The following is a 5553-nucleotide window of genomic DNA, read 5'->3' as shown; positions in this document are numbered from 1 at the left end:
GGCATGTGGCTGTCGAGGGTGGTGATCGCGCCGTCCTTCGGCGGAGTCGGCATGTGGCTGTCCTGAGTGGTGGCCGGGCCGTCCTTCGGGGGGGCCGGCATGTGGCTGTCGAGCGTCGTGATGGCGTCGTGCTCGGCTTCTTCGCTGCTGTTCGCGGTGTTGCTCATGACTGCAAGCCCCCATGGAAGTGACGGAGCGACGGGCGGGTGAGGCCTGTTCGGCGACCCCCCCCCGCAGGTCGCCGAACAGGCGTTGTGGGGTCGCTCACCCTACAGGCGAACCCCCGACGACCCCTCTGCCCCCCGACGCGATGGATCGATGCATTGAGAGTGGCAGTCGCCCATAAACGTTCGATGAACGCCCGGCCGACTCAGGCGGCGCCAACTGGCCGGAGCAGTGTCCGCAGTTCAGCGGCTTCGGGTGCCTTGGACTGCTCGTAGATGGTCAGAGCGTCGCGCCAGCACGCGCGCGCACGATCGGTCTGGCCGAGAGCGCTGAGGGAACGCCCCAGGATCGTAAGGATGTTGGCCCGCATCCAATCCCCGCCGATGCTCCCTGTCGTCAGCGCCTGTTCGGCGTGCTGCGCCGCCTGAGCCGGCCGACGAGCCGAGAGGTGAACCTGGGCAATGCGGAAGTGAGTAGCCCCTTCCCACAGACGCTGCCGGTTTTCCACGAAGGTCTGGAGTGCGGTGGACAGCTCGTTCAATGCCTCGACCGGGCGTGCCGCGTGGCTGAGCGCGATGCCCAGGGCGTACCTGGCATTGGCCAGGCGGAAGGTCAACCCGAGCTCGTCGTAGATGGTGATTCCCTGGCGAACCAGATCGATTCCCGAGGTGGTGCGTCCCACCGACACGAGGACACGGGAGAGGTTGCAGAGTGCGCTCGCCTCGCCGGGCCGGTTGCCGTCGGACCGAAACGCCCTGATGGCTTCGAGGAGGTGGGCCTCGCTGACGGCGCGCTGGTTCTTGCAGTTGGCGATGATTCCCTGTTCGTTGTGGGCGTTGCCCCGCGTCCAGGGATCTCCGGTCCGGTTCCCGAGTTCAATGGCGATTTCGGCTTCTGCGCCTGCTTCGTCGAAGCGCCCGGCCCTGCTGAGGACTTGGGCCAGTGTCGTGCGCGCGCGGGCCTCCGCGTGAGCGTCTCCCGCCGCTGCCGTGGCGTCCCTTGCGGCGAACGCGGCCGCCTCGTAGCTGAGTGAACTGGCCCCTGACTCCGCCAGGTCCTTCGAAGCGAGCAAGAGGTCGACGCCACGTCGCAACGTGCCCGGCCTCAGGGACTGCCGGGCGCACGCCAGGATGCAGGCGGACTCGGAGTGGAGCCAGTCCAGCGCGTTGACGTCGTCGCTGAACTCCATCCCTGGGAACTCGGTGGGCTCGAGGTGGTCCACGGTCCGGTCCCCCGGCCGCTCGATCGCGTACACCCCCGCCGCCGTGGCCAGGTAGAAGTCCAGCAGCCGCGACAGCGCGGCCTCCCGTTCGCTCGGGGGGTGTTCGTCGCGTTCCGCGCACGCACGCGCGTAGAGCCGTACCAGGTCGTGGAAGCGGTAGCGGCCCGGTGCCGCCGATTCCAGCAGCGACGTGTCCACCAGGGACTCCAGCAGGTCCTCGGTGTCCTCCGGGGGGAGGTCCAGCACCGCGGCCGCGGCCGCCAGCGAGATGTCCGGTCCGTCCGCCAGGCCCAGGAGCCGGAACGCGCGGGCCTGGGCCGGTTCGAGCTGGCCGTAGCCCAGCTCGAAGGTGGCCTTCACCGCCAGGTCGCCGGCCTGGAGCTCGTCCAGGCGGCGGCGCTCGTCCGCCAGCTTGGCCGCGAGGACCGAGACGGTCCAGGTGCGGCGTGCCGCCAGGCGGGAGGCCGCGATGCGGATCGCCAGGGGGAGGAAACCGCACGCCGCCACCACGTCCAGGGCGGCCTTGCGCTCCGACGCCACCCGCTCCTCGCCCACGATCTTCGTGAACAGGGTCAGCGCCTCGTCCGGCGCCATCACGTCCAGGTCGACCAGGTGCGCCCCGGCCAGGTCCACCATCCGCGTCCGCGAGGTCACCAGCGCCGCGCAGCCCGCCGTCCCCGGCAGCAGAGGTCTCACCTGCGCCGCGTCGCGGGCGTTGTCCAGCAGGACCAGGACCCGTCGGCCGTCCAGGACGGAGCGGTACAGGGCCGCCCGCTCCTCCAGGGAGTCCGGGATCGCCGAGTCGGCCGTGCCGAGGGCGCGCAGGAAGGAGCCGAGGACCGTCTCCGGCTCCGCCGCCCTCGGGCCGGTGCCCTGGAGGTCGACGTACAGCTGCCCGTCCGGGAACGCGGACCGCGCCTCGTGGGCCATGTGCACCGCCAGCGTGGTCTTGCCGACGCCACCTATGCCCGCCAGCGCCGACACCGCCATCACCCGGCCCTCGGAACCGGACGCCGACGCCAGTACCTCGCCCAGCTCCCGCACGAAGGACGCGCGGCCCGTGAAGTCCGGTACGGTCGCCGGGAGCTGGGCCGGGCGCACCGGTGCCGCCGCCGGTTCCGCCATCGGGGCCGACGGCTCCGCCAGCCCCGGGTCGGCCCGGAGGATGCGCTGCTGGAGTTCCTGCAGGTCCGGGCGCGGGTCGACGCCGAGTTCGTCGGCGAGCAGACGGCGCGTGTCCGCGTACACCGCCAGCGCCTCCGCCTGGCGGCCGCTGCGGTACAGGGCGAGCATGAGGAGTTCCCGCAGCCGCTCGCGCAGCGGGTGCGCGGCCGTCAGGGCCGTCAGCTCCGAGACCGCCTCCGCGTGGCAGCCCTGCTCCAGGTCCATGTCCAGCCGGGACTCCAGCAGTTGGAGCCGCCACTCCTCGAGGCGGACGCGCTGGGCCTCCGCGTACGGGCCGGGCACGCCCGCCAGCGTCTCGCCGTCCCACAGGGACAGGGCCCGGTCCAGCACCTCGCGGGCGTGGCACAGGTCCCCGGTGTGCCTCGCCTTCTCCGCCTCCGCCGCCCGTTCCTGGGCGACCGCCAGGTCCAGCGCGCCCTCGCCGAGCCCGCGCACCGCGTACCCGCCGGACTCGCTGACCAGGACCCCGGGGTCCAGCACCTTCCGCAGCCGGGAGGCGTAGGTGCGGACCGCCGCCAGCGCCTGCTGCGGCGGCTCCTCGCCCCACAGGGCGTCGATCAGCTCGGCCGCCGTGGCCGTACGGCCCTCACGCAGCAACAGGGCGGTGAGCAGGGCGCGTTGCTGAGGGCTTCCGGTGTTGACCGGCTCGTCGTCGCGCCAGGCGCGCACCGGCCCGAGCACACTGAAGCGCAACGCCGCGGGCTCCGCCGGGGAGCCGGGGCGTCGCTGCTCCGGCACCCGCGGTACACCGTCCATGCAGTCGTCCCCCTATGTGTCCTGAGCAACTACGCCAGTTTGCCTTGTTCACGGCAGATGCGTCAGCCGTGCGAGACGGCGATCACATGGGTGCGGGGCGGTCCGTCACAGGGTCCCCACACGTTCTGCGTACACGTGCACGCGGGTGTCACCGTCGTCGTCGAACCGACGCACCGCCAGGGGAACCGGGCGGCGACGGCGGCGTATTCCGCCCCGCTCAGTCGTCCAGGTCCACCCGCACCGTCAGCAGCCCCGCCCCGAAGGCCCGTACGGCCGCGCTGTTGAAGCGGGGCAGGGCGCGCAGCCGGGCGACGGGGTCGTCGTCGGGCAGCAGGTGGGCGGTGCCGGTGTGCCAGCGGCCCCGGAGGCGCACCCGCACCCGGGGGTCCGCCTGGATGTTGCGGACGTACTGGGACCGCTCGCCGAACTCCGACACCAGCCAGAAGGAGCCCCCGATCCGCCGCCCGCCCACCGGGGTCCGGCGGGGCAGGCCGGAGACCCGGCCCGTGGTCTCCAGCACGGTCTGCAACGGCAGCCGGCGCAGGACGGGGTTGATCCGGCGCTGGAAGGCGGTGGCGGTCCGGTACTTGCGTTCGGCGCGGGAGGGCCGAGGAGTCCGAGAGGTCATCGCGGGCGAGCCTACCGCCGGCCCAGGAAGATCGGGTTGGTGAAGGCGGCGAGCGCCCCCGGCAGCGGGCCCGCCGCCGTCTCGTGCCGCAACTCGGCCCGCACGTAGGCGGCGTACGACGGGGTGGTCCGCCACTCCACCACCCCCGAGCCGGACACCGGCAGCGGGGCGCCCGTGTGCAGGACGCCCTGGTCGGTGACGAGGCGGACCGTGCAGCGCGGGGCGCCGGCCACCTCCAGGCGGACGGTGACCGGGGTGTCCCCGTCCACCCTCAGCCGCTCGCCGATCCCGGCGTGTTCACCGCGCCCGCCGGAGGCGGTGAGGGCGAGGGAGACGTGCCGGGACTCGGCCACGTACGAGCGCCCCGCGCGGATGCCCTCCTGGACGGCCGCCCGGGACAGGTCGTCGGCGAGGACGACGGTCTGCGGGTGGCCGACGACGTCCGGGTCGCGATGGGCGTCGCTGCCGCCCATCGCCGGGATCCAGCCGCGCCCGTCCCGCACCGAGGCGACCAGCATGCCGTCCCAGTCGGCGAGCGCCACCTCGTCGTCGGGCGTCCAGGGGCCGTTCCACACCTCCACGGCGTCCGCCTCGCCGAAGCCGAACTTCCAGGCGCAGCCGATGCAGGTGGCGTGCGGGTGGGCGGGGACGACCAGGCCGCCGGCGCGGCGGATCTGCCGGGCGAACCGGCCGAAGCGGTCGTCGCGGGCGCGGTAGCGCCAGTCGACGAAGGTGCCGGGGTCGGTGCCGAGCGCCACGACGTGCCCGTTGCGCGTGGTGACCTCCTCGCCCAGCAGGACGAGCAGGTCGTCGCCCGCCGCCTCGGCCCAATGGGCGTGCGCGGAGTGGGTGTTGTGCTCGGAGCTGTTGATGAAGTCCAGCCCGGCCGCGCGGGCGAGCGCGGCGATCTCGGCGGGGGTGCGGCGGCCGTCGGAGTGCCAGGAGTGCAGATGGCAGTCGCCCCGGTACCAGGCCCGCCCCCGCCCCCCGGCCCGCTCGGGCGGATACACGGGCCGCGCCGTCTCCCCGGGCTCGCCGTACGTCAGCGTGACGGTGATCTCGTACGACAGGCCCTGCGGGGCCACGGTGTACGGGCCCAGCGCGATGTGCCAGGTGCCCGCGCGCACCGGGCCGGGGAGGTAGCCCGGGGTGGCGTCGTCGGCGCGGAGGAAGAACGCGGTGCGCGCCCCGCCCGACCAGCCGCGGAAGCCCCGGCCGCCCGGCTCGGTGCCGCGCTCGTCGAAGAGACCGATGTCGAGGGCGTTGCCGGGGGTGCCGGCCGGTACGGCGGGCCGGTCGTAGGTGTAGGCGACGGCGATCTCGCGCACGCCGTCCGGCACCTCGACGGGGACGTACACGAAGTCGGGGGCGCCCGGCGGGAGGGTGCCGCGCACCGTCCTCGTCTCCCGGGGCCCCGGGGACCCCCGGCCGTCGCGGTCCGCCGCGGAAGCGAAGCTCACGCCTCCCAACGTAATCGCGGCGGCCGTACCCGTCGCGAAGACGGCGCGCCGCCCGATCGCGGTGCGGTGCTCCTGCGCGGTGCGGTGCTCCTCGCACATGCTGCTGCTCCCAGGGGGTCGGGTGGTGACAGGGGTCA

3 protein-coding genes are annotated in these 5553 nt (G+C 73.6%); all 3 read right to left on the bottom strand.

What is annotated here, in order from left to right; all coding sequences use genetic code 11:
• Positions 1-370: 370 nt before the first annotated feature.
• On the bottom strand, positions 371-3328 hold the full coding sequence (afsR, locus tag B7L92_RS35390; RefSeq protein ID WP_081241304.1) for an SARP-family global regulator AfsR: 2958 nt from the start codon (positions 3326-3328) through the stop codon (positions 371-373).
• A gap of 217 nt (positions 3329-3545) precedes the next feature.
• On the bottom strand, positions 3546-3956 hold the full coding sequence (locus tag B7L92_RS35380; protein WP_081241303.1) for a nitroreductase/quinone reductase family protein: 411 nt from the start codon (positions 3954-3956) through the stop codon (positions 3546-3548).
• A gap of 11 nt (positions 3957-3967) precedes the next feature.
• Entirely contained in the window at positions 3968-5515 is a 1548-nt protein-coding gene (locus B7L92_RS35375) for a CehA/McbA family metallohydrolase (RefSeq protein WP_081241302.1), read from the bottom strand.
• Positions 5516-5553 lie beyond the last annotated feature (38 nt).

Source organism: Streptomyces viridosporus, assembly GCF_002078235.1.
Lineage (GTDB): Bacteria > Actinomycetota > Actinomycetes > Streptomycetales > Streptomycetaceae > Streptomyces > Streptomyces viridosporus.
The sequence above is the reverse complement of the archived record's forward strand: the minus strand, read 5'-3'. Positions and strand labels throughout refer to the sequence as shown.

Coding starts and splice junctions, on each gene's coding strand:
- B7L92_RS35380 (WP_081241303.1), bottom strand. CDS start 3,956: ATGACCTCTCGGACTCCTCGGCCCTCCCGCGCCGAACGCAAGTACCGG.
- afsR (WP_081241304.1), bottom strand. CDS start 3,328: ATGGACGGTGTACCGCGGGTGCCGGAGCAGCGACGCCCCGGCTCCCCG.
- B7L92_RS35375 (WP_081241302.1), bottom strand. CDS start 5,515: ATGTGCGAGGAGCACCGCACCGCGCAGGAGCACCGCACCGCGATCGGG.